We start from the raw sequence: 22,198 nt of genomic DNA, 5'->3' as shown, positions 1-22,198 counted from the left end.
CCTATGCTAGCATAGGCGACTCCCGATGAGCTCATTCCGACAGGTGAAGAGTGCTCAGGGTGACTATGAATCGTTCGAGAGTTCTACCGATGACTTACTCCGCGGTACTTGATGAGCTGATGACCCTGGTCGACCCTGGCAAGGTCCTGACCGACCCGGCTTCGCTGGAAGCCTACGGCAAGGACTGGACCAAGCACTTCGCGCCTGCGCCGCTGGCGATCGTGTTTCCGAAGAGCACCGATCAGGTCCAGGCCATCGTCCGCTGGGCTAACCAACACAAGGTGGCGCTGGTGCCTTCGGGCGGACGAACCGGCCTGTCGGCGGCGGCCGTGGCAGCTAATGGCGAAGTGGTCGTGTCCTTCGACTACATGAATCAGATCCTCGCGTTCAACGAGTTCGACCGTACCGTGGTCTGCCAGCCAGGCGTGGTGACCAAGCAACTGCAGTTGTTCGCCGAGGAGAAGGGCCTGTACTACCCGGTGGACTTCGCGTCGTCCGGCTCCAGCCAGATTGGCGGCAACATCGGCACCAACGCGGGCGGGATCAAGGTCATCCGCTATGGCATGACCCGCAACTGGGTGGCCGGGCTGAAAGTGGTCACCGGCAAGGGCGACCTGCTGGAGCTGAACAAGGACCTGGTCAAGAACGCCACCGGCTATGACCTGCGCCAGTTGTTCATCGGCGCCGAGGGTACCCTTGGCTTCGTGGTCGAGGCGACCATGCGCTTGGACCGCGCGCCACGCAACCTGACGGCCATGGTGCTGGGCACGCCGGACTTCGACTCGATCATGCCGGTGCTGCATGCCTTCCAGGGCACGCTTGACCTGACCGCCTTCGAATTCTTCTCCGACAAGGCCCTGGCCAAGGTCCTTGGTCGTGGCGATGTGCCGGCCCCTTTCGCCACCGATTGTCCCTTCTATGCGCTGCTGGAGTTCGAAGCCAGCACCGAGGAGGTGGCCAACTCTGCCTTGGCTATCTTCGAGCATTGCGTCGAACAGGGCTGGGTGCTCGATGGTGTGATGAGCCAGAGCCAGACCCAGTTGCAGAACTTGTGGAAGCTGCGCGAGTACATTTCCGAGACCATTTCCCACTGGACGCCCTACAAGAACGACATTTCGGTGACCGTGTCGAAGGTCCCGGCCTTTTTGGGGGATATTGACGCGATCGTCGGTGAACATTACCCCGACTTCGAGGTTGTCTGGTACGGCCACATCGGTGACGGCAACCTGCACCTGAACATCCTCAAGCCCGAGCAGATGGACAAGGACGCGTTCTTCGCCACGTGTGCAAAGGTGAACAAGTGGGTGTTCGAGATCGTCGAGCGCTACAACGGCTCGATTTCCGCCGAGCACGGCGTGGGCATGACCAAGCGTGATTACCTGGGCTACAGCCGTTCGCCAGCGGAAATTGACTGCATGAAAGCGATCAAGGCAGTGTTCGATCCGAACGGAATCATGAATCCGGGTAAGATCTTCGCTCCCGAGTAATTGCAGTATCCACAGCGCTAGGAGTTGGCCAATGAGCTATCAGCACCAGTATGTAGACGGCACACATATTCATTTCCCCTTGGGCAAGGTGGTGTGCATAGGCCGTAACTACGCCGAGCATGCAAAGGAACTGGACAACCCTATCCCCACCGAGCCGCTGCTGTTCATCAAGCCGGGCAGTTGCGTGGTGCCGCTGCAAGGTGGCTTCAAGATCCCTACCGACCATGGCTCGGTGCACTACGAGGCGGAAATCGCCGTGCTGCTGGGCAAGCCGCTGTCGTTGCACCCGACCGAGGAAGAGGTCCGCGACGCGATTTCTGGTTTCGCCCCAGCATTGGACCTGACCTTGCGTGACGTGCAAGCGAAACTGAAGGAAAAGGGCCTGCCCTGGGAGCTGGCCAAGAGTTTCGACGGCGCTTGTGTGCTGGCGCCCTTCGTAGCCAGCGGCACCTTCGAAGACCTGGCCGACATCGGCATTCGCCTTACTATCAACGGCGAGGTGCGCCAGGATGGCAACAGCGCGCTGATGCTCAACCCGATCATTCCGATGATCCAGTACATGGCGGCGCATTTTTCCCTGCACCCGGGTGATGTGATTCTCACCGGCACGCCGGTCGGCGTCGGCCCTCTGAATCCGGGCGACGAGCTAGTGCTGGAGCTGCCAGGCGCCAGCCGTTTCGAGAGTCGCGTACTCTGATCTGCATGGCGATGGCAGTACTGGCTGCCATCGTCTGTTCAAGCCATCCGGCGGTTTTTGGCATTTTTTTCACAAATAATCCGGATAATGCACGGCTTTCCTCCATGTGCGTGTGCCGGTGTCGTGCTGTAAGGCTGGCAAGAACCCCCAGGAACACTCCTTTCGATGGCTTTTCCCTCCAGCGTTTCCCTGCCTCCGCTGCGCAAGCGTCCTACTTTCCTGCGTTGGCCTTTCTGGCTGATGGTGGCCGCAGTGATCGGTTACGGCGTGTCTGTTGCCATGCACTGGGATGACCGGGGTCTACTGTGGGTCAAGGAGCGTTTCGAAAGCCCCGTTACCCAGAAGGAAAGCATCTGGCTGCCGGACTACCGGGTAGACATCGACGCCAAGGTGTTGCCTGGCATGGAGGACGATGAGGCGTCGGACCTGGCCTTCAGCCCGCAAACTGGCACCCTCTTTGCCGTGATGGGCAAGAATCCCTTCCTGGTCGAGCTGAGCCTCGATGGCGATGTGCTGCGCAAGATGCCGTTGGTGGGCTGGAACAATCCCGAAGGTGTCGCGGTGCTCGAAGGCGGGCAACTGGCGATCGTCGATGAGCGGGAGCACGACATGACCCTGGTCAAGGTGGATGCCCACACGACTTCGCTCAATCGCGCTGATTTCACACGTTATGACCTGGGCGAGTCGAAGAAGAGCAACAAGGGCTTCGAGGCGGTGGCATGGGACCCGAAGCGCCAGCGCATCGTGATCGGCGAAGAGCGTCCACCGCAGCTGTTCGTTTGGAACAGTGATGGTCATAGCCCCTTGACTGGCGCCAAGCGCGTGCTGCCCAGCGACGAACTGGACCTACGCAACCTCTCGGCGTTGAGCATCGACCCACGCACCGGGCACCTGCTGGCGCTGTCTGCCGACTCGAACATGCTTCTGGAGCTGGACGAGCAGGGCGAGCAAGTCAGCTTCATGACCTTGCTCGGTGGCTTCAATGGCCTGAAGGACACCCTGCCTCGCGCAGAAGGCACGGCCATGGACAATGAGGGTAACCTCTACGTGGTCAGCGAGCCGAATCTGTTCTACCGTTTTCGCAAGGACTGACACCATCATCGGAAAGCACCGACGATGGCATTAAGCTTCATTTCAGTTGTAAGTGGTTAGATTCGCTCACCTCAAGCTGAGTCTGCCTTTATGCGCCGTATTTCCCGCCTACCCCTGATGCTTGTCTTGCTTGGCCTGGCCGCCGTGTTGGTGCTGGGTATTGCCGGGCAGGAGTTCCGCTTGTTCGAGCGCGGCTGGTTCAACCTCAAGACTTGGTGGCAGCCTTCTGAGGAGAGCATAGGGCTGGATCAGTACCGGGTGGTGGTCGAGGCCCAGCCCATCGACGGCCTGGATGACGACATTTCTGCGCTGACCTTCGATCCTGACCGTAAGACCCTGTTCACTGTCACCAACTCGCGTTCTGAACTGATCGAGTTGTCCCTGGAGGGGCGGATTCTCCGGCGTGTGCCACTGACCGGCTTTGGCGACCCGGAAGCGGTGGAATACGTGGGGCCCAACAGTTACGTGATCACCGACGAGCGCCAACAGCGCCTGATCAGGGTTCACCTGCGGGATGACACGCTGTTCCTTGATGCCAACGACGCCGAGCAGCTGACCCTCGGCATTGGCCTGAACGGCAACAAAGGCTTCGAAGGCTTGGCCTACGATTCGGTGGGCAAGCGCTTGTTCGTGGCTAAGGAGCGCGACCCGATGCTGATCTACGAGGTGCATGGCTTTCCCCATGAGAACCTCGAGCAGCCCTATGCCGTGCACGTGGTGCAGGACCGCAAGCGTGATTCGCGGTTGTTCGTCCGGGACCTGTCGAGCCTGCAGTTCGACGAGCGCAGCGGCCACTTGCTGGCCCTGTCGGATGAGTCGCGGCTGGTGCTGGAGCTGGATGTGAAGGGGCGGCCGCTGAGCACCCTGTCGTTGCGCAAAGGCTTCCAGGGGCTCAAGCGCAGCGTGCCGCAGGCCGAGGGCATCGCCATGGATGATGCCGGGACCATCTATCTGGTGAGTGAACCGAACCTGTTCTATGTGTTCAGGAAGCCGGTGGAGTAGCCCGCTCTTCTGGCAGGAGCGGGCTGTGAGGCCGGAGCGGAGGTGCCGAGACGGTCAGGCCTTGAGCGTCTTCACACCTTCCGCAGTGCCCAGCAACAGCAGGTCTGCCGGCCGTGCCGCGAACAGGCCGTTGGTGACCACGCCGACGATGGCGTTGATCTGGCTCTCCAGGGCCACCGGGTCGGTGATCTGCAGGTTATGCACGTCGAGGATGACGTTGCCGTTATCGGTGAGCACCCCTTCGCGGTACACCGGATCGCCGCCGAGCTTGACCAGTTGGCGCGCCACATGGCTGCGGGCCATGGGGATCACCTCGACCGGCAGAGGGAAGGCGCCGAGCACTGGTACCAGCTTGCTGGCGTCGGCGATGCAGATGAAGGTCTTGGCCACGGCGGCGACGATCTTCTCGCGAGTCAGGGCCGCGCCGCCGCCCTTGATCAGGTTCAGGTGCTCGTCGCTTTCGTCGGCGCCGTCGACGTAGAACTCCAGTTCGCTGACGGTGTTCAGCTCGTAGACCGGGATGCCGTGGCCCTTGAGGCGGGCGGCGGTGGCTTCGGAGCTGGCGACCGCGCCGTCGAAGGCGGTCTTGTGCTTGGCCAGGGCGTCGATGAAGCAGTTGGCGGTCGAGCCGGTGCCGACGCCGACGACGCTCTTGTCATCGAGCTTGGGCAGAATGAAGTCGACAGCGGCCTGGGCGACAGCCTGTTTGAGTTGGTCCTGAGTCATGCGGGCTCCGGAGGGGGCAGGAGAGGAACGGTAACGGAAGCGGCCTAGTATAGCGGCAAGTGCCGGCAAAACCTCGGCTTTGCTGTGGTCGCCCGACGTGGCGCTGGGGTAGACTCGCAGCCCTTGTCCCGCGGCCCAGTGATGCTTTCCCGATGCTCGAACAGTACGTCAAGAAGATCCTCACCTCGCGCGTCTACGACGTTGCGGTAGAAACCCCGCTGCAAGGCGCCGGGCAACTGAGCAAGCGCCTAGGCAATCAGGTCCTGCTCAAGCGCGAAGACCTGCAACCGGTGTTCTCCTTCAAGATCCGCGGGGCGTACAACAAGCTGGCGCAACTGAGCCGTGAGGAGCTGGCCCGTGGCGTGGTCACCGCATCGGCTGGCAACCATGCCCAGGGCGTGGCCCTGGCGGCCCGTGAACTGGGCATCAAGGCGACCATCGTGATGCCCAAGACGACGCCGGAGATCAAGGTCGAGGGTGTGCGCTCCCGGGGTGGCAAGGTCGTGCTGCATGGCGACTCCTTCCCTGATGCTCTGGCCTATTCGTTGAAGCTGGTCGACGAAAAAGGCTACGTCTACATTCATCCCTACGACGATCCGCACACCATTGCCGGGCAAGGCACCGTGGCCATGGAGATCCTGCGCCAGCATCCTGGGCAACTGGATGCGATCTTCGTACCTGTGGGCGGCGGCGGCCTGATCGCCGGTATCGCCGCCTACGTGAAGTACCTGCGCCCCGAGGTCAAGGTGATCGGTGTCGAGCCGGACGACTCCAACTGTCTGCAGGCGGCCATGGCTGCTGGCGAGCGGGTGGTGTTGCCACAGGTTGGGCTGTTTGCCGACGGCGTGGCAGTGGCGCAGATCGGCCAGCACACCTTCGATATTTGCAGGCACCATGTGGACGAGGTGGTGACCGTCAGTACCGACGAGATCTGCGCGGCTATCAAGGATATCTACGACGATACCCGCTCGATCACTGAACCTGCCGGCGCATTGGGCGTAGCCGGGATCAAGAAGTATGTCGAGCTCTACGGCGTGACCGGGCAAACTCTGGTGGCTATCGACTCCGGTGCCAACGTCAATTTCGACCGCCTGCGCCATGTGGCCGAGCGGGCCGAGCTGGGCGAGGGCCGCGAGGCGATTATCGCGGTTACCATCCCCGAGCGCCCGGGCAGCTTCAAGGCCTTCTGTGAGGCCATCGGCAAGCGCCAGATCACCGAGTTCAACTACCGCTACCACGATACTGGCGAAGCGCATATCTTCGTCGGTGTGCAGACCCATCCGGAGAACGACCCGCGCGCGGCCCTGGTCCAGCAGTTGACTGAACAGGGCTTTCCGGTCACTGACCTGACCGACAACGAGCTGGCCAAGTTGCACATCCGCCACATGGTCGGCGGCCATTCGGCACGCGTCAGCGATGAGCTGGTGTTGCGTTTCGAATTCCCGGAGCGTCCGGGCGCGCTGTTCAACTTCCTCAACAAGCTGGGTGGGCGCTGGAACATCTCCATGTTCCACTACCGCAACCACGGCGCGGCCGATGGCCGCGTGGTGGCTGGTCTGCAGGTGCCGGAGGACGAACGCCACCTGGTGCCGGCGGCCCTGGCCAAGATTGGCTACCCATACTGGGATGAAACCGACAACCCGGCCTACCAACTGTTCCTGGGTTGAGCGGCTACGCTTGATGCAACGTCCAAGGAAGCGATGACATGGAATACCTGACCACCTTGAAAACCGTCCACATCCTGGCCACCGTGCTGCTGCTCGTCAGCGCGCTGGGCCTGGCCATATGGACCTGGTGGGCGCGGCGCCAGGGCGATACCAGCGCCTATGGCAAGGTCTTGCAGCGCCCGCTGTTGTTCGTCTGGCTGCTGATAGGCGTCTGCCTGGTGAGCATGCCATTCACTGGCTGGTGGTTGGTCCACCTGCTGGGCTGGCCGCTGGGGCAGACCTGGATTCTCGCTTCCAGCGTGATCTACACCTTCGGTGCCTTCAGTACCTGGTGGCTGTTGGTGCGCCTGAACCGACTGCGCCGGGCCGAGGCCACGGGTTTGCGTCTTACCTTGGCGCTGGCGGTGTTCAGTGGCGTTTGCTTCCTCTCCATCGCTGGCCTGATGGGCGCCAAGCCGGTCTAGGTCTCCAGGCGGTACAGCGGCCCTGCGTATTTCAATCGCGCAACGAAATCACCGGCCAGCCGCGGCGCTCGGCCTCGGCGCGCAGGTTCGGGTCGGGGTCGACCGCCACCGGGTTGGTCACTCGCTCAAGCAGCGGCAGGTCGTTCAGAGAGTCGCTGTAGAAGCAACTGTCTTCCAGGCTGTAGCCATTCTCCCGCATCCAGCGCTCCAGACGCGTCACCTTGCCTTCACGGAAGCAGGGTATATCGGTACTGCGGCCGGTATAGCGGCCGTCGTGCATCTCGCATTCGGTAGCCAGCAGCGTCTGCACGCCCAGGCGCCGGGCGATGGGGCCGGTAACGAAGCGGTTGGTGGCGGTGATGATCACTAGCTTGTCGCCGGCATCGCGATGTTTTTGTAGAAGGGCCAGGGCCTTGGGCAGGATGATCGGCTCGATGCAGTCGCGCATGAACTCGCGGTGCCATTCGTCGAGTTGCGCCATCTCGGTGGTCGCGAGGATCTCCAGGGCAAAGGCCAGGTAGGCCTGCAGGTCCAGGGTGCCGTCAAGGTAGTTCTGGTAGAAGCCATCGTTGCGGCGCTTATAGGCGACCGGGTCAAGGATGCCGCGTTCGCAGAGGTAGTCGCCCCAGGCGTGGTCGCTGTCGCCGCCGAGGAGGGTATTGTCCAGGTCGAATAAAGCCAGGCGCATCGCAGTCACTCGCATAACCCCATGGGAAGGCCGCAGGATACGGACTTTTCATATCCCTGCACATAAGCTGGGGCGGGCGCGTTGCTGCGCTTGCAAGCTTTGTGGAACAATGCGGTGACATGCGTTTTCGAGGTTGCTGCCGTGATCGACCCGGATGGTTTTCGCCCCAATGTCGGGATCATTCTCACGAATGATGCCGGGCAGGTGCTATGGGCTCGGCGGATCAACCAGGATGCCTGGCAGTTCCCCCAGGGAGGTATCAACCCTGAGGAAACGCCGGAGGATGCCCTGTACCGCGAGCTGAACGAAGAGGTTGGCCTGGAGCGCGAGGATGTGGAAATTCTTGCCTGCACCCGCGGCTGGTTGCGTTATCGTTTACCCCAGCGTCTGGTGAGGACCCACAGCCAGCCGCTGTGCATCGGCCAGAAGCAGAAGTGGTTCCTGCTGCGGCTGGTCTCCAATGAGCAGCGGGTCCGGATGGACCTGACCGGCAAGCCGGAGTTCGACGGCTGGCGCTGGGTTAGCTATTGGTATCCGCTGGGCCAGGTGGTGACATTCAAGCGCGAGGTTTACCGCCGCGCCTTAAAAGAGCTTGCCCCGCGCCTGCTGACGCGCGACTGACGACGGAGTTCGACCCCGAGCCATGCTCAATACGCTGCGCAAGATCGTCCAGGAAGTGAACTCCGCCAAAGATCTCAAGACGGCGCTGGGGATCATTGTCTTGCGCGTCAAAGAGGCCATGGGCAGTCAGGTCTGCTCGGTCTATCTGCTCGACCCGGAAAGCAACCGTTTCGTCCTGATGGCCACCGAAGGCCTCAACAAGCGTTCGATCGGCAAGGTCAGCATGGCCCCCAACGAAGGCCTGGTCGGCCTGGTCGGTACCCGGGAAGAGCCGCTGAACCTGGAAAACGCGGCCGCTCACCCTCGTTACCGCTATTTCGCCGAAACCGGCGAGGAGCGTTTCGCCTCCTTCCTTGGCGCACCGATCATCCACCACCGCCGTGTGGTCGGTGTACTGGTCATTCAGCAAAAGGAACGCCGCCAGTTCGACGAAGGCGAAGAGGCCTTCCTGGTGACCATGAGCGCGCAGCTCGCCGGGGTCATCGCCCATGCCGAGGCCACCGGCTCCATCCGGGGCCTGGGGCGCCAGGGCAAGGGCATCCAGGAAGCCCGTTTCGTCGGCGTGCCGGGTTCGCCGGGCGCCGCTGTCGGCCGTGCTGTGGTCATGTTGCCGCCCGCCGATCTGGACGTGGTGCCGGACAAGACCGTCGAGGACATCGACGCGGAGCTGAGGCTGTTCAACAACGCCCTCGAAGGTGTGCGCGCGGACATGCGCAAGCTTTCGGCCAAGCTCGCTACCCAACTGCGCCCGGAAGAGCGCGCGTTGTTCGATGTTTACCTGATGATGCTCGAAGACGCCGCCCTGGGAGGCGAGGTGGTGCAGGTCATCAAGACTGGCCAGTGGGCCCAGGGCGCCTTGCGTCAGGTGGTCGGCGAGCACGTCAGCCGTTTCGAACTGATGGACGACGATTACCTGCGCGAGCGGGCCTCCGACGTCAAGGACCTGGGCCGCCGCCTGCTGGCCTACCTGCAGGAGGCCCGCCACCTGTCGTTGGTCTACCCCGACAACACCATCCTGGTCAGCGAAGAGCTGACCCCGGCCATGCTCGGCGAAGTGCCGGAAGGCAAGTTGGTCGGCCTGGTGTCGGTGCTCGGGTCCGGTAACTCCCACGTTGCCATTCTCGCCCGGGCTATGGGCATTCCCACGGTCATGGGCCTTGTCGACCTGCCGTATTCGAAGGTCGATGGCATCGACATGATCGTCGATGGCTACAAGGGCGAGGTCTTCACTAACCCTAGCGACGTGCTGCGCAAGCAATACAGCGAGGTGGTCGAGGAGGAGCGCCAGCTGGCCCAAGGCCTGGATGCCCTGCGCGAACTGCCGTGCATCACCCCCGATGGCCATCGCATGCCGCTGTGGGTCAACACTGGCCTGCTTGCCGATGTCGCCCGCGCCCAGCAGCGTGGGGCGGAAGGTGTGGGCCTGTACCGGACCGAAGTGCCGTTCATGATCAACCAGCGCTTCCCCAGCGAGAAGGAGCAGTTGGCGATCTACCGTGAGCAACTGGCGGCCTTCCATCCGCTGCCGGTGACCATGCGCAGCCTCGATATCGGCGGTGACAAGGCGCTGTCCTACTTCCCGATCAAGGAAGACAACCCCTTCCTCGGTTGGCGCGGCATCCGCGTGACCCTCGACCACCCGGAAATCTTCCTGGTCCAGACCCGCGCCATGCTCAAGGCCAGCGAGGGCCTGAACAACCTGCGCATCCTCCTGCCGATGATCTCCGGCATCCACGAGCTGGAAGAGGCCTTGCACCTGATCCACCGGGCCTGGGGCGAAGTCCGTGACGAAGGCACCGACGTGCCGATGCCGCCGGTTGGGGTGATGGTGGAGATTCCTGCGGCGGTGTACCAGACCCGCGAACTGGCGAGGCAAGTGGACTTCCTCTCGGTTGGCTCCAACGACCTGACCCAGTACCTGCTGGCCGTCGACCGCAACAACCCGCGTGTCGCCGACCTTTACGACTACCTGCACCCGGCGGTGTTGCAGGCCTTGCAGACGGTGGTGCGCGACGCCCATGCCGAAGGCAAGCCGGTAAGCATCTGTGGTGAGATGGCCGGTGACCCGGCGGCGGCAGTGCTGCTGATGGCCATGGGTTTCGACAGCCTGTCGATGAACGCCACCAACCTGCCCAAGGTCAAGTGGATGCTGCGTCAGATCAACATGAGCAGGGCTCGCGAATTGCTGGGCGAAGCTATGGGCCACGACAACCCGCAGGTTATCCACAGCTCGCTGCAACTGGCGCTGAAGAACCTGGGGCTGGCGCGGATGATCGGGCCGGGGGCGAACAAGACGCTCTGACAGCGGCCAAAATTGACCAATCACAGCACCCTCGATCCTGTGTGGGCCTTGTGTCGCCATTGGGTCGCAGAGCAGCCCCAGTTGTCAGGCACTCAAACCTCGATTTCCACCTCGCCCAAATGCCCACCAAACGGCCCGAAACTGCGCTCCACCATCCGCCGCTGGCCCTGAGCGTCGACGATCAGCACGGTGCTGGCCCGAGTGCCGTAGTTCTGGCTGGCAATGAATACACTCGATAGCAGCCGCTCGGTCGCCATGCCTACGCCTGTTTGCGGCAGTTCGGCATCCGGCGCTTGTGCAGCATCGCCGAGCAAATCCAGCAGCCGCTGCGGTTGCGGGTCGGCCAGCTCCCTTTGCAGCCCTTCGCGGGCCTTTATCAGCTTGGGCCATGGAGTATTCAACCCTGCATTGGACAGCCCGTAGGTGCCAGGTGCCAGCAATCGCGGCGATGGCTCGTGGGCATGCAGGTAGCCCAGTTGCCCGGTGTCGCCCACCACCAGGTTAAACCCGGAATATTGCGCGCTGTGGCTGGCGACCTGGTCAAGATAGGCTTCGACTCCCAACTCGCCCTTTAGGTAGGCCGCCACCAGTTCGCCCCGCGAGCGCGACCCCTGGGGCTGTTGCGGGTCTCGGATATTGGTCAGCGCGGCGAAGCGCCCGTTCGGGCCGACGCCCAGCCAGGTCCCTCCTGCCTCCAGATCGCGCCCGGCATATACTCCCGGTGCGTCTTCCCATGCCCTCAGGCCCTGGGTCGGGCGGGCGTAGAACTCGTCGCGGTTGGCCGCCACGATCAACGGCAGAGCATGCCCGGGGCGCCAGGCGAAAACGATCAGGCACATAGGTTGGCCTCTGTGTTTTTGCCCACTCTACTCATCGCGGCAATATCGATCCACAACCTGAACGAGTCTTCACTAGAGGCGTGGGGCTCGCTTCCGTTACCATGCCGGATTGTTTTCCATGGGGGCGACGAATGGAGTTCGTACTCTACCTGCTGTTGGGAGCCTGTGCCGGCGTGCTGGCCGGGCTGTTCGGCGTGGGGGGCGGCATCATCATCGTGCCGGTGCTGGTGTTCAGTTTCACCCTGCAGGGCTTCGACGCCTCGGTGTTGACGCACCTGGCGGTCGGCACTTCCCTGGCGACCATCGTCTTCACCTCGATCAACGCTATCCTCGAACACCATCGACGGGGCGCGGTGCAGTGGCCTGTCTTTATCTGGATGACACTGGGAATCCTGGTCGGCGCCGGGATCGGGGCCAAGACCGCGTCGCTGATCCAGGGGCCGATGCTGCAGAAGATCATTGGTGTGTTCGCCCTGGTGATCGCCGTGCAGATGGCCCTGGAGCTCAAGCCCAAGGCCAGCCGCAGCATTCCTGGCAAGCCCGGTCTGGTCGCCGCTGGAGGCGTGATCGGCTGGGCCTCGGCCATCTTCGGCATCGGCGGTGGTTCGCTGACCGTACCGTTTCTCACCTGGCGCAGCCTGCCCATGCAGCAAGCGGTGGCAACGTCCTCGGCCTGCGGCTTGCCGATCGCCATCGCCAGTGCCCTGAGTTTCATGGTCCTGGGCTGGCATGATCCGCACCTGCCGGCGCACAGCTTGGGTTACGTCTACTTGCCGGCGCTGGTGGGCGTTGCCGCGACCAGCATGTTTTTCGCCCGCTTCGGCGCGCGCCTGGCGCACAAGTTGTCGCCGCGCCTGCTCAAACGCCTGTTCGCCGCGCTGCTGTTCTGTGTCGGCTTGAGCTTTCTGCTTTAAACGAGAGGAATCACCATGCTGCCTTACCCGCAGATCGATCCCGTGGCCGTGGCCATCGGGCCGCTGAAAATCCACTGGTACGGGTTGATGTACCTGATCGGCATCGGCGGCGCCTGGCTGCTGGCGTCGCGTCGGCTGAACCGCTTCGACCCGACCTGGACCCGCGAGAAACTCTCCGACCTGGTGTTCTGGCTGTCCATGGGGGTGATCGTCGGTGGCCGGCTCGGTTATGTGCTGTTCTACGACCTGCAAGCTTACCTGGCCAACCCGACCCTGATCTTCGAGGTCTGGAAGGGCGGCATGTCGTTCCATGGCGGCTTCATCGGCGTGATGCTGGCGGCCCTCTGGTTCGGCAAGCGCCACAACAAGTCGTTCTTCGAGCTGATGGACTTTGTCGCGCCGCTGGTGCCCATTGGCTTGGGCGCCGGACGTATCGGCAACTTCATCAACGCCGAGTTGTGGGGCAAGGCCACCGATGTGCCCTGGGCGATGGTCTTCCCGCCGTTCAGCGACCCGGCCCAGCTCCCGCGCCACCCGTCGCAGCTGTACCAGTTCGCCCTGGAAGGTGTGGCACTATTCCTCATTTTGTGGGTGTTTTCCCGCAAGCCACGGCCGACCATGGCCGTCTCCGGCATGTTTGCGCTGTTCTACGGCATCTTCCGTTTCATCGTCGAGTTCGTGCGGGTGCCGGATGCCCAGCTCGGCTATATCGCCTTCGGTTGGCTGACCATGGGCCAACTGCTGTGCGTGCCGATGGTCCTCGCTGGCATCGGCCTGATCTGGTGGGCCTACCACCGTAAACCCACGGCCAAGACCGCCGTCTGATTTTCCACGGCAGGGGCCACCCCCTGCCGTCTTTGCTACAGGTAAGCCATGAAACAGTATCTAGACCTGGTCCGTGACGTCATCGAGAACGGCACCCTGCAGGGCAACCGCACCGGCATCCGCACCATCAGCCTGCCAGGCGCCATGCTGCGCTTCGACCTGCAGAAGGGCTTTCCGGCGATCACCACCCGCAAGCTGGCGTTCAAGTCGGCGATCGGTGAAATGGTCGGGTTCCTGCGTGGGGTGAGGAACGCCGGGCAGTTCCGCGAGCTGGGCTGCAAGGTCTGGGACCAGAACGCCAACGAGAACGCCCAGTGGCTGGCCAACCCATTCCGCCAAGGGCATGACGACCTTGGCGAGATCTACGGCGTGCAGTGGCGCCAGTGGCCGGGCTACAAGCGTATCCCGCTGAGCAACCCGGCGGCCATCGAGATGGCCGAGCAGCAGGGCTTTCGCCAAATCGCCAAGGATGAGGAAGACGGCCAGGCGTTCGTCATCCTGTACAAGGCCATCGACCAGGTGCGCCAGTGCCTGGACACCATCGCCAAGGACCCAGGCAGCCGGCGTATCCTGTTCCACGGCTGGAACTGCGCCCAGCTCGATGAAATGGCCCTGCCGCCGTGCCACCTGCTGTACCAGTTCCACCCGAATGTCGAGACCAAGGAAATCTCCCTGACCCTCTACATCCGCTCCAACGACCTGGGCCTGGGCACGCCATTCAACCTCACCGAAGGCGCCGCACTGCTGTCGCTGTTCGGTCGCCTGACCGGTTATACGCCGCGCTGGTTCACCTATTTCATCGGTGATGCGCACGTCTACGAGAACCACCTGGACATGCTCAACGAGCAGCTCAAGCGCGAGCCGCTGGCGGCGCCGAAGCTGGTGATCAGCGACCGTGTGCCGGACTTCGCCAAGACCGGTATCTATGAGCCGGAGTGGCTGGAGAAGATCGAGCCGAGTGACTTCAGCCTCGAAGGCTACGAGCACCATGCGCCGATGACGGCGCCGATGGCGGTCTGAGGTGTAGCCAAGCCCGCTCCTACGGACGGGCGCAAACCTTAAGGGCAGCGCAGCATTTGTAGGCGCGGGCTTGCCCGCGATTGCAATTGCAAGAACGGCGAAAATGACCTGACAGTCAGTGCCCGTGGCTCCTGCCCACATGTGAGTGTTCCGTTTCCGGTGCCGTCACCGCGCCATTTACCTCCAGATGCTGCAGGATCGAGCACTGCGCCTCCTGGGCATGGCAGTGCTGGCGCAGCTCCACCAGTTGCGCCTGCAGGGCCAGCAAGCCGTCGATGCGTGCCTGCACATGCTCGATATGCTCGTCGATCAACGCATTGACGCTCTCGCACTGGGCTTCCGGGCTGTCGCGCAGGCGCAGCAGGCTGCGGATCTCGTCTAGGGTCATGTCGAGGGTGCGGCAGTTGCGGATGAAGGTCAGCCGCTCCACGTGCGTCTGGGTGTAAAGCCGGTAGTTGCCCTCGCTGCGCGCCGGTGCCGGCAGCAACTGCTCCCGTTCGTAGTAGCGGATGGTTTCCACGGCGCAGTCGGTGGCCTTGGCCAGTTCTCCGATCTTCATGACGAATCCCCAACAGATGGCTTGACCCTATAGTGGCTACAGGGTGTTCACTTGGCAACAGGCTCTTGTAGGAGCGGCGATGCGGCGTACCGACTTGCCCGCGATGACGCCAGTGAGTCCACCACTGCAATTACAGGGATGAACCATGAACCAGCCTGTCAGTCATGAACACAAGCACGATCACGGCCAGGACCATGCGCATGGCGGCCATTGCCACGAGCCACATGCTCACAGCTGCTGCGGCTCCGTTGCGGCACCTGCCTTGGTGCAACTGACCGAAAAGGCCAGCAGCAAGGCGGCGCTCAGCCGCTTCCGTATCGAGGCCATGGACTGCCCGACCGAACAGACCCTGATCCAGGACAAGCTGGGCAAAATCGCAGGCATCGAGCAATTGGAGTTCAACCTGATCAACCGCGTGCTCGGTGTGCGCCACACCCTTGGTGACACTCTGGGCATCGAGCGGGCGATCAGCAGCCTGGGCATGCATGCCGAACCGCTGGCGGACAGCGACGATGGCACGGCAACAGCGCCGCATGCCACGAAGACGCGTTGGTGGCCGCTGGCGCTGTCCGGTGTCGCGGCGGTGGCCGCGGAAGTCATTCATTTTGGCGAACTAGCACCGGAATGGGTGGTGGCGCTGATCGCCCTGACGGCGATCCTCGGCTGTGGCCTGGACACCTACAAAAAGGGCTGGATCGCCCTGAAGAACCGTAACCTGAACATCAACGCCCTGATGAGCATCGCTGTGACTGGCGCGGTGTTGATCGGCCAGTGGCCGGAGGCGGCGATGGTGATGGTGTTGTTCACCATCGCCGAACTGATCGAAGCCCGCTCCCTGGACCGCGCACGCAACGCCATCAGTGGCCTGATGCAACTGAGTCCGGATTTGGCCACGGTGCAGCAGGCCGATGGCCAGTGGCGTGAGGTCGAGGTACGCGAGGTGGCCCTGGGTGCTTTGGTCCGGGTGCGGCCGGGCGAACGTATCGGTCTGGATGGCGAGGTGGTCGATGGGCAGTCCAGCGTCGATCAGGCGCCGATTACCGGCGAGAGCCTGCCAATTGAAAAGGGCGCTGGCGACAAGCTGTTCGCCGGCACCATCAACCAGGCTGGGGCGCTGGAATACCGGGTGACCGCGGCGGCGGGGCAGTCCACCCTGGCGCGCATCATCAAGGCGGTGGAAGAGGCCCAAGGCGCGCGGGCGCCGACCCAGCGCTTCGTCGACCGCTTTTCGCGCATCTACACCCCGGTCGTGTTTGCCGTGGCCCTGGCGGTGGCGGTGATTCCGCCGCTGTTCATGGCTGGCGCCTCTTGGTTCGACTGGATCTACCGTGCCTTGGTATTGCTGGTGGTGGCCTGCCCCTGCGCCTTGGTGATCTCCACCCCGGTGACCATCGTCAGCGGCCTGGCCGCAGCGGCGCGCAAGGGTATCCTGGTCAAAGGTGGCGTGTACCTGGAAGGCGGGCGCAAGCTGGACTTCCTGGCCTTGGACAAGACCGGCACCATCACCCATGGCAAGCCGGTACAGACCGATTTCAAAGTGCTCGACCCGCTGTTCGAAGGCCGTGCCCAGGCGCTGGCCGCCAGCTTGGCCGAGCGCTCCGACCACCCGGTTTCGCGGGCCATTGCGGTGTTCGCGGGCGAGCAGGGCCTGGCCTTGAGCCAGGTGAGCGATTTCGCCGCCCTGGCTGGGCGAGGGGTTCGTGGAGAGATCGACGGGGAGGCGTACCACCTTGGCAACCACCGTCTGGTCGAGGAACTGGGCCTGTGCTCGCCACAACTGGAGGCCGAACTCGACCAACTGGAGCGCCAGGGCAAGACCGTGGTCCTGCTGCTCGACCGCTCCGGTCCGCTGGCGCTGTTCGCCGTGGCGGACACGGTCAAGGACAGCAGCCGCCAGGCCATCGCTGAATTGCACGCGCTGGGCATCAAGACGGTCATGCTCACCGGCGATAATCCGCACACCGCGCAAGCGATCGCCAGCCAGGTGGGTATCGATCAAGCCAGGGGCGACCTGTTGCCGGCGGACAAGTTGCAGACCATCGAGGAACTCTATGCCCAGGGCCATCGGGTCGGCATGGTCGGCGATGGCATCAACGACGCGCCCGCCCTGGCCCGGGCGGAAATTGGCTTCGCCATGGCCGCCGCAGGCACCGATACGGCCATCGAGACCGCCGATGTGGCGCTGATGGACGACGACTTGCGCAAAATCCCGGCCTTCGTCAGGCTGTCGCGCCAGAGTGCGGCGATCCTGACCCAGAACATTGTCCTGGCATTGGGGATCAAGGCGATTTTCCTGGCGATCACTTTTGCCGGCATGGCGACCATGTGGATGGCGGTTTTCGCCGACATGGGCGTGAGCCTGCTGGTGGTGTTCAACGGCCTGCGCCTGCTGCGCAAATAGGGGATGTATGCAGAGTTCGGAGTTGAAAGCCTTCTACATGGTGGCCCGCCTGGGCAGCATCACCCTGGCGGCGAAGAAGCTCGGACTCAGCCAGCCCACGGTGACCACGCAAATTCGCAACCTGGAAAGCCAGTATGCGGTCGAGTTGTTCTACCGGGGCGGCCGGCGCTTGACCCTGAGCGAAGAGGGCGCCCGTCTTCTGCCGATGGTCAAGACCTTGCTGCAGCAGGAGGCCGACATCGAGTTCTTCCTGCGCAACAGCGGCCAGGCCCAGGGTAGCCTGCGCATTGCCGCGACCGCACCTTATTACATTCTCGATCTGGTGAAGATCTTCCGTGAGCGTCTGCCGCAGGTGGAAGTGGCCGTGGAGATCGGCAATTCCCAGCAGGTGCTGGAGATGCTCGAAGACTACCGTGTCGACCTCGCCGCCTCGTCGCAGTTGCTGGAGGACGCGCGGTTGGTGCGGCGGGTTCTGGGTTCCGATCCTTTGGTGCTAGCAGTGCACCGCCATCATCCGCTGGCCCAGCGTCAGGCGTTGTCCATCGACGCCCTGGCCGGCCATTGCCTACTGATGCGCGAGCAGGGCTCGACCACACGCAAGCTCACCGAGCAGATGCTGCAGGAGGCTGGGGTCAAGGTCGGTCCGCTGCTGGAGATCGGCAGCCGTGAATCCATCCGGGAAGCAGTGCTGCGCAACATCGGTATCAGCATCATTGCCCGCCATGAAGTGCCGCATAACCCTGAGTTGCGGGTGCTGACGCTGGAGGGCGCGCCGGTGATGCATGAGTACCTGTACTGCCTGAAGGAGCGGCGCCAGGCGCGCCTGCCGGCGGCGTTCCTGGGTATGGCCCAGGAAGTGGTTGGCGTCAGCTGACGGCTTTGCAATGCCTCGTTTGGCATTGAAGCTCCACCCCAAATCCATCAATACCACTATCGGTATCTTTTGCCTCCACGCCACAGAACCTTCGCATTGACTCCCTAGCATGGCCCCATCTCTTCGGTGAGGCCTTGTCATGAACAACGCAGTCGCAACCCCTGGCGCACAGATGAAAGTGCGCGGTATCCACAAGCGTTTCGGCGCTTTCACGGCATTGCACGATGTCTCCCTGGACGTCGCCGCTGGCGAGCTAGTGTGCCTGCTCGGCCCTTCAGGCTGCGGCAAGACCACCCTGCTGCGCTGCATCGCAGGCCTTGAGCGCCAGGACCGTGGCACGCTGTACATCGGCGAGCGCGATATCTCCGACCTGCCGCCCCAGGCCCGTGACTACGGCATCCTGTTCCAGTCTTACGCCCTGTTTCCCAACCTGACGGTCGAGGCCAATATCGCTTACGGCCTGGCGGGCAGTGGTCGTGACCAGGTGCGTCAGCGGGTGGCGCAGATGCTCGAACTGGTCGGCCTGTCCGGCAGCGAGAAGAAGTATCCCGGCCAGCTTTCCGGTGGCCAGCAACAGCGCGTGGCCTTGGCCCGCGCCCTGGCGCCATCGCCATCGCTGTTGCTGCTCGACGAACCGATGTCTGCGCTGGATGCGCGGGTCCGTGAGCACCTGTGCAGCGAACTGCGCCAACTGCAGCGCCAACTGGGCATCACCACCCTGATGGTGACCCACAATCAGGACGAGGCCATGCTCATGGCCGACCGCATCGCGGTGATGAACAACGGTCAGGTCGAGCAATACGCCACGCCCCAGGAAATCTACAACCAGCCGGCTACCCCGTTCGTCGCCGAGTTCGTCGGCCAGGGCAATTGGCTGCCGTTCCAGCGCAGCAGCGACAGCCATGCCCAGGTCGGTGCCATGAGCATGCGTCTGGCAGCGGGTGCGGGGCAGGCCAGCAGCGGCCGTCTGTTCTGCCGCCCCGAGGCGATCAGCGTCAACCCGCCGGTGCATGAGGAGAACCTGTTCCCGGCGCGGGTGCGGGAGATCACCTTCCTCGGCAACCGCTGCCGCATGAGCTTCGAGCTCAATGAGCTGCCGGGCCATGCCTTGCTCGCCGAGGTGGCTCCAGAGTCGATGCCGCGCCTGGGTTCCCAGGATATCTGGGTCGCCCTGCCGCCGAGCAGCCTCCAGGTGTTTGCCTGAGATGGCCGCGCCAATGTCCCTGCCGGTCTCCCAGGTCAAGGCCGCGCCGCGCGGCGGCGTCGCCCTGGGTGATCGCCTGTTCGTAGTCGGTGGCAAGAGCTTGCTGCTGGTTTTACTCATTCTCTCCGTGTTGATGCCGTTGCTGGCGATCTTCTGGCGTGGTTTCAGTGGTGACGCCGGCCAGGGCGGTGGCCTGGGGGCGGCCCGCGAGTTATTCGCCAGCGCCAACTTCCATTGGCTGCTGGGCAACAGCCTCAAGGTCGCGCTCAGCGTCTCGCTTATCGTCGTGCCACTGGCCTACTTGTTCGCCTACGCGCTGCAACGCACGTTGATCCCAGCCAAAGGCCTGTGGCGTGGCATCTCGCTACTGCCGCTGCTGGCGCCATCGATGCTGCCGGCCATTGCCCTGGTCTACCTGTTCGGCAACCAGGGTCTGTTGCGCGGGTTGCTGAGCGACAACATCTACGGTTTCTGGGGCATTGTCCTCGGCGAGGCGATCTACACCTTTCCCCATGCGCTGATGATTCTGCTCTCGGCCCTGTCGCTGGCCGATGCCCGGCTGTTCGATGCCGCTTCGAGCATGGGGGCCGGGCCCTGGCGGGCGTTTCGCAGTATCACTTGGCCGGGTACCCGCCAGGCCGTGTTCGCCGCTTTCTGCCTGGTGTTCACCCTGACTATCACCGACTTCGGTGTACCCGTGGTGGTCGGCGGCGACTACCAAGTGCTGGCGCTGGAAGCCTACAAGGCTGTGGTTGGCCAGCAGCAGTTTGGCCGTGGTGCCCTGATCGGCATGGTCTTGCTGGTGCCGGCGCTGCTCAGTTTTGCTGTCGACGCTTGGTTGCGCCGCCGACAGGGCGAGGCCATGAGCGGCCGTGCCCAGGTGTTCCAGCCGCAGCCCTCGCGCCGCCGCGATGCCTGCTTCCTGGCCGTGGTGCTGTTGGTCTGCGCAGTGTTGCTGCTGGTGGTTGGCATGGCGGTGTATTCGTCGCTGGTGAAGTTCTGGCCCTACAACCTGTCGTTGTCGCTCAAACACTACATGTTCGAGGACACTGCTGGTGGCGGCTGGCTGGCCTACCGCAACAGCCTGACCATGGCCCTGGGCACGGCGCTGATCGGCAGCGCGGTGATTTTCACTGGCGCCTACCTAATGGAAAAGACCCAGGGCCAGCGCCTGCTCAACCAGTCCCTGCGCTTGCTCAGCTTCATTCCGATGGCGGTGCCGGGCCTGGTCTTGGGCTTGGGCTACGTGTTCTTCTTCAACCTCAGCGGCAACCCTCTGCATGTGTTCTACGGCAGCATGGCCCTGCTGGTGGTGTGCACCATCGCCCACTACCTGACCACCGCGCAGATGACCGCGACCACCGCCTTGCGTCAGCTCGACGGTGAGTTCGAGGCCGCTGCGCTGTCGCTCAAGGCGCCGTTGTACCGGCATTTCCTGCGGGTGACTGTGCCGATCTGCCTGCCGGCCCTGCTGGACATCATCCGCTACCTGTTCGTCTCGGCGATGACCACAGTGTCGGCGGCGATCTTCCTCTACAGCCCGGACACCATCCTCGCCGCTGTCGCCGTACTGAACATGGACGACGCCGGCAACGTCGGCGGCGCTGCCGCCATGTCGACCCTGATTCTGCTGACCAGCGCCGCCGTTTCGCTGCTGCTTGCCGGTGCTTCACGCGGACTGCTACGCCGCTCCCAGGCCTGGCGCCAGCGCGTTCCCGGCCATTGACCGACCTCCCAACCCTGTACCGTTCAAAGGAACCGCATCATGTTCAAGCCCACCGTACTTGCCGCTGCCGTCCTCGCTGCGTTCAGCCTGCAGGCTTCGGCCGCGCAGACCCAGCTGACGGTCTACACCGCTCTGGAAGCCGAGCAGCTCAAGACCTACAAGCAGGCTTTCGAAAAAGCCAACCCGGATATCGAGATCAAGTGGGTGCGCGACTCCACCGGCATCATCACCGCCAAGCTGCTGGCCGAGAAAGACCGCCCGCAGGCTGACGCGGTCTGGGGCCTGGCCGCCTCCAGCCTGGCCATCCTCGACCAGAACGGCATGCTCGAGCCATACGCGCCGACCGACCTGGAAAAGATCGGCGAGAATTACCGTGATGCTGCCAACCCACCGGCCTGGGTCGGCATGGACGTCTGGGCCGCGACCATCTGCTTCAATACCGTCGAGGCTGAGAAGCAGGGCCTGAGCAAGCCCGTGAGCTGGCAAGACCTGACCAAGCCTGAGTACAAGGGCAAGATCGTCATGCCGAACCCAGCCTCGTCCGGCACCGGCTTCCTCGATGTCAGCGCCTGGCTGCAGACCTTTGGCGAGCCGCAGGGCTGGGCCTACATGGATGGCCTGCACCAGAACATCGGCCAGTACGTCCACTCCGGCTCCAAGCCGTGCAAACTGGCGGCGGCGGGTGAGTTCCCGATCGGTATCTCCTTCGAATACCCAGCCGTGCAGCTCAAGCGCCAGGGCGCGCCGCTGGACATCATCCTGCCGAAGGAAGGCCTGGGCTGGGAGATCGAGGCGACTGCGCTGATCAAGGGCAGCCAGCAGGTTGACGCGGCCAAGCGCCTGGCCGACTTCTCCGCAAGCCCTGCGGCGATGGAGCTGTATAAGGAGAACTTCGCTGTCCTGGCCCAGCCGGGCATTGCCAAGCCGCAGAGCGAACTGCCGGCCGACTACGAACAGCGCCTGATCAAGAACGACTTTGCCTGGGCGTCGAAGAACCGCGACCAGATTCTGGCTGAATGGCGCAAGCGCTATGATGGGAAGTCGGAGAAGGTTGCCCAGCAGTAACGACCCCGGTTATCCACAAGGAGGC

The 22,198-nt window shown here is 63.2% G+C and carries 20 protein-coding genes; 16 read left to right on the top strand and 4 right to left on the bottom strand.

What is annotated here, in order from left to right; translation table 11 throughout:
• The first annotated feature begins 89 nt into the window (after positions 1-89).
• The 4 genes from ACYU03_RS24740 to ACYU03_RS24725 all read left to right on the top strand — a co-directional run bounded on the left by ACYU03_RS24740 (position 90) and on the right by ACYU03_RS24725 (position 4,278).
• Complete coding sequence (locus ACYU03_RS24740) at positions 90-1,487, top strand: FAD-binding oxidoreductase (RefSeq protein WP_461887225.1); 1,398 nt, start codon at positions 90-92, stop codon at positions 1,485-1,487.
• Positions 1,488-1,518: 31 nt separating this feature from the next.
• A complete protein-coding gene (locus tag ACYU03_RS24735) occupies positions 1,519-2,184 on the top strand; it encodes a fumarylacetoacetate hydrolase family protein (protein WP_461887224.1) in 666 nt (221 codons plus the stop codon).
• A gap of 165 nt (positions 2,185-2,349) precedes the next feature.
• Positions 2,350-3,276 (top strand): SdiA-regulated domain-containing protein, encoded by a 927-nt coding sequence (locus tag ACYU03_RS24730; protein ID WP_461887223.1) that lies wholly within the window; start codon positions 2,350-2,352, stop codon positions 3,274-3,276.
• A gap of 90 nt (positions 3,277-3,366) precedes the next feature.
• Positions 3,367-4,278 (top strand): SdiA-regulated domain-containing protein, encoded by a 912-nt coding sequence (locus ACYU03_RS24725; RefSeq protein WP_461887222.1) that lies wholly within the window; start codon positions 3,367-3,369, stop codon positions 4,276-4,278.
• Positions 4,279-4,332: 54 nt separating this feature from the next.
• On the opposite strand, the gene rpiA is transcribed toward ACYU03_RS24725, so the two are convergent.
• Positions 4,333-5,004 carry a ribose-5-phosphate isomerase RpiA gene (rpiA, locus tag ACYU03_RS24720; RefSeq protein ID WP_461887221.1) on the bottom strand — a complete coding sequence of 224 codons (672 nt, stop codon included), beginning with the start codon at positions 5,002-5,004 and terminating at the stop codon, positions 4,333-4,335.
• Between the two features lie 152 nt (positions 5,005-5,156).
• Here rpiA and ilvA point away from each other — a divergent pair, with 152 nt between their 5' ends.
• Together ilvA and ACYU03_RS24710 are read left to right on the top strand one after the other, a co-directional pair.
• Positions 5,157-6,671, top strand: coding sequence for a threonine ammonia-lyase, biosynthetic (gene ilvA / locus ACYU03_RS24715; RefSeq protein WP_461887220.1), 1,515 nt, complete (start codon positions 5,157-5,159; stop codon positions 6,669-6,671).
• 38 nt (positions 6,672-6,709) lie between these two features.
• Positions 6,710-7,135 (top strand): DUF2269 domain-containing protein, encoded by a 426-nt coding sequence (locus ACYU03_RS24710; RefSeq protein WP_461887219.1) that lies wholly within the window; start codon positions 6,710-6,712, stop codon positions 7,133-7,135.
• 31 nt (positions 7,136-7,166) lie between these two features.
• On the opposite strand, the gene ACYU03_RS24705 is transcribed toward ACYU03_RS24710, so the two are convergent.
• Positions 7,167-7,823 (bottom strand): histidinol-phosphatase, encoded by a 657-nt coding sequence (locus ACYU03_RS24705; protein ID WP_461887218.1) that lies wholly within the window; start codon positions 7,821-7,823, stop codon positions 7,167-7,169.
• Between the two features lie 141 nt (positions 7,824-7,964).
• Here ACYU03_RS24705 and ACYU03_RS24700 point away from each other — a divergent pair, with 141 nt between their 5' ends.
• Together ACYU03_RS24700 and ptsP are read left to right on the top strand one after the other, a co-directional pair.
• Positions 7,965-8,444 (top strand): RNA pyrophosphohydrolase, encoded by a 480-nt coding sequence (locus tag ACYU03_RS24700; RefSeq protein WP_196144209.1) that lies wholly within the window; start codon positions 7,965-7,967, stop codon positions 8,442-8,444.
• A gap of 22 nt (positions 8,445-8,466) precedes the next feature.
• Positions 8,467-10,746, top strand: coding sequence for a phosphoenolpyruvate--protein phosphotransferase (gene ptsP / locus ACYU03_RS24695; RefSeq protein ID WP_461887217.1), 2,280 nt, complete (start codon positions 8,467-8,469; stop codon positions 10,744-10,746).
• A gap of 92 nt (positions 10,747-10,838) precedes the next feature.
• Here ptsP and ACYU03_RS24690 read toward each other — a convergent pair whose 3' ends face one another.
• On the bottom strand, positions 10,839-11,585 hold the full coding sequence (locus ACYU03_RS24690) for an NRDE family protein (protein ID WP_461887216.1): 747 nt from the start codon (positions 11,583-11,585) through the stop codon (positions 10,839-10,841).
• A 131-nt stretch (positions 11,586-11,716) separates the two neighbouring features.
• Between ACYU03_RS24690 and ACYU03_RS24685 the strand changes: the two genes are divergently transcribed.
• The 3 genes from ACYU03_RS24685 to ACYU03_RS24675 are packed head-to-tail and all read left to right on the top strand — an operon-like array spanning position 11,717 to position 14,344.
• Positions 11,717-12,499 carry a sulfite exporter TauE/SafE family protein gene (locus ACYU03_RS24685; protein WP_461887215.1) on the top strand — a complete coding sequence of 261 codons (783 nt, stop codon included), beginning with the start codon at positions 11,717-11,719 and terminating at the stop codon, positions 12,497-12,499.
• Between the two features lie 15 nt (positions 12,500-12,514).
• Positions 12,515-13,324, top strand: a complete 810-nt coding sequence (gene lgt, locus ACYU03_RS24680; protein WP_461887214.1) for a prolipoprotein diacylglyceryl transferase — start codon at positions 12,515-12,517, stop codon at positions 13,322-13,324.
• Between the two features lie 48 nt (positions 13,325-13,372).
• On the top strand, positions 13,373-14,344 hold the full coding sequence (locus tag ACYU03_RS24675) for a thymidylate synthase (protein WP_461887213.1): 972 nt from the start codon (positions 13,373-13,375) through the stop codon (positions 14,342-14,344).
• A gap of 115 nt (positions 14,345-14,459) precedes the next feature.
• Here the strand turns inward: ACYU03_RS24675 and cadR are convergent, their stop codons facing one another.
• Complete coding sequence (cadR, locus tag ACYU03_RS24670) at positions 14,460-14,903, bottom strand: Cd(II)/Pb(II)-responsive transcriptional regulator (RefSeq protein ID WP_461887212.1); 444 nt, start codon at positions 14,901-14,903, stop codon at positions 14,460-14,462.
• A gap of 145 nt (positions 14,904-15,048) precedes the next feature.
• Here cadR and ACYU03_RS24665 point away from each other — a divergent pair, with 145 nt between their 5' ends.
• The 5 genes from ACYU03_RS24665 (at position 15,049) to ACYU03_RS24645 (ending at position 22,173) form a co-directional block, all read left to right on the top strand.
• Positions 15,049-17,304: a heavy metal translocating P-type ATPase gene (locus tag ACYU03_RS24665; RefSeq protein ID WP_461887211.1), complete on the top strand. Its 2,256-nt coding sequence runs from the start codon at positions 15,049-15,051 to the stop codon at positions 17,302-17,304.
• Between the two features lie 7 nt (positions 17,305-17,311).
• The gene (locus tag ACYU03_RS24660; RefSeq protein ID WP_461887210.1) at positions 17,312-18,178 is read left to right on the top strand and encodes a LysR family transcriptional regulator; all 867 of its coding nucleotides are present in this window, start codon (positions 17,312-17,314) and stop codon (positions 18,176-18,178) included.
• 139 nt (positions 18,179-18,317) lie between these two features.
• Entirely contained in the window at positions 18,318-19,382 is a 1,065-nt protein-coding gene (locus ACYU03_RS24655; protein ID WP_461887209.1) for a putative 2-aminoethylphosphonate ABC transporter ATP-binding protein, read from the top strand.
• A 1-nt stretch (position 19,383) separates the two neighbouring features.
• Complete coding sequence (locus ACYU03_RS24650) at positions 19,384-21,108, top strand: putative 2-aminoethylphosphonate ABC transporter permease subunit (RefSeq protein ID WP_461887208.1); 1,725 nt, start codon at positions 19,384-19,386, stop codon at positions 21,106-21,108.
• Between the two features lie 39 nt (positions 21,109-21,147).
• Complete coding sequence (locus ACYU03_RS24645; RefSeq protein ID WP_461887207.1) at positions 21,148-22,173, top strand: putative 2-aminoethylphosphonate ABC transporter substrate-binding protein; 1,026 nt, start codon at positions 21,148-21,150, stop codon at positions 22,171-22,173.
• The last annotated feature ends 25 nt before the right edge of the window (positions 22,174-22,198 follow it).

The organism is Pseudomonas sp. X10 (assembly GCF_054889225.1).
This window is presented reverse-complemented; position numbering and strand designations above follow the sequence as displayed.

What these genes read in the sequence shown, in the direction of transcription:
- ACYU03_RS24705 (WP_461887218.1), bottom strand. Translation starts at nt 7,823, where the DNA reads ATGCGCCTGGCTTTATTCGACCTGGACAATACCCTCCTCGGCGGCGAC.
- ACYU03_RS24660 (WP_461887210.1), top strand. Translation starts at nt 17,312, where the DNA reads ATGCAGAGTTCGGAGTTGAAAGCCTTCTACATGGTGGCCCGCCTGGGC.
- ilvA (WP_461887220.1), top strand. Translation starts at nt 5,157, where the DNA reads ATGCTCGAACAGTACGTCAAGAAGATCCTCACCTCGCGCGTCTACGAC.
- ACYU03_RS24690 (WP_461887216.1), bottom strand. Translation starts at nt 11,585, where the DNA reads ATGTGCCTGATCGTTTTCGCCTGGCGCCCCGGGCATGCTCTGCCGTTG.
- ACYU03_RS24710 (WP_461887219.1), top strand. Translation starts at nt 6,710, where the DNA reads ATGGAATACCTGACCACCTTGAAAACCGTCCACATCCTGGCCACCGTG.
- lgt (WP_461887214.1), top strand. Translation starts at nt 12,515, where the DNA reads ATGCTGCCTTACCCGCAGATCGATCCCGTGGCCGTGGCCATCGGGCCG.
- cadR (WP_461887212.1), bottom strand. Translation starts at nt 14,903, where the DNA reads ATGAAGATCGGAGAACTGGCCAAGGCCACCGACTGCGCCGTGGAAACC.
- ACYU03_RS24650 (WP_461887208.1), top strand. Translation starts at nt 19,384, where the DNA reads ATGGCCGCGCCAATGTCCCTGCCGGTCTCCCAGGTCAAGGCCGCGCCG.
- ACYU03_RS24655 (WP_461887209.1), top strand. Translation starts at nt 18,318, where the DNA reads ATGAACAACGCAGTCGCAACCCCTGGCGCACAGATGAAAGTGCGCGGT.
- ptsP (WP_461887217.1), top strand. Translation starts at nt 8,467, where the DNA reads ATGCTCAATACGCTGCGCAAGATCGTCCAGGAAGTGAACTCCGCCAAA.
- ACYU03_RS24735 (WP_461887224.1), top strand. Translation starts at nt 1,519, where the DNA reads ATGAGCTATCAGCACCAGTATGTAGACGGCACACATATTCATTTCCCC.
- ACYU03_RS24740 (WP_461887225.1), top strand. Translation starts at nt 90, where the DNA reads ATGACTTACTCCGCGGTACTTGATGAGCTGATGACCCTGGTCGACCCT.
- ACYU03_RS24645 (WP_461887207.1), top strand. Translation starts at nt 21,148, where the DNA reads ATGTTCAAGCCCACCGTACTTGCCGCTGCCGTCCTCGCTGCGTTCAGC.
- ACYU03_RS24665 (WP_461887211.1), top strand. Translation starts at nt 15,049, where the DNA reads ATGAACCAGCCTGTCAGTCATGAACACAAGCACGATCACGGCCAGGAC.
- ACYU03_RS24730 (WP_461887223.1), top strand. Translation starts at nt 2,350, where the DNA reads ATGGCTTTTCCCTCCAGCGTTTCCCTGCCTCCGCTGCGCAAGCGTCCT.
- ACYU03_RS24725 (WP_461887222.1), top strand. Translation starts at nt 3,367, where the DNA reads ATGCGCCGTATTTCCCGCCTACCCCTGATGCTTGTCTTGCTTGGCCTG.
- ACYU03_RS24685 (WP_461887215.1), top strand. Translation starts at nt 11,717, where the DNA reads ATGGAGTTCGTACTCTACCTGCTGTTGGGAGCCTGTGCCGGCGTGCTG.
- rpiA (WP_461887221.1), bottom strand. Translation starts at nt 5,004, where the DNA reads ATGACTCAGGACCAACTCAAACAGGCTGTCGCCCAGGCCGCTGTCGAC.
- ACYU03_RS24675 (WP_461887213.1), top strand. Translation starts at nt 13,373, where the DNA reads ATGAAACAGTATCTAGACCTGGTCCGTGACGTCATCGAGAACGGCACC.